Here is a 213-nt window from a genome sequence, read left to right as displayed (position 1 = left end):
CATTACTGGGCTTTTATCGGGTGTTCGAGCGTGCGGTTTCAGTACTGGGTAACGTGAGTTTGTCATTGTTCCTGGCGATGGCGCTGATGAGCCTGAAGCTGTGGGAGCTGGCTTCACTGGCCCTGCCGATGCTGGCAATCCTGGTTGTGCAGACCATTTTCATGGCGCTAATGAACGTTTACATTACACTAATTTGTCGAAAATATCTTTAAT

1 pseudogene is annotated in these 213 nt (G+C 48.4%); it reads left to right on the top strand.

Annotation, left to right across the window (positions count from 1 at the left end):
- A pseudogene (locus FDX22_RS27415) lies at positions 1-188 on the top strand (sodium/glutamate symporter); the annotation flags it as partial.
- Positions 189-213 lie beyond the last annotated feature (25 nt).

This window comes from Citrobacter sp. TBCS-14 (assembly GCF_005280805.1).
Classification (GTDB): domain Bacteria; phylum Pseudomonadota; class Gammaproteobacteria; order Enterobacterales; family Enterobacteriaceae; genus Citrobacter; species Citrobacter gillenii.
The sequence above is the reverse complement of the archived record's forward strand: the minus strand, read 5'-3'. Positions and strand labels throughout refer to the sequence as shown.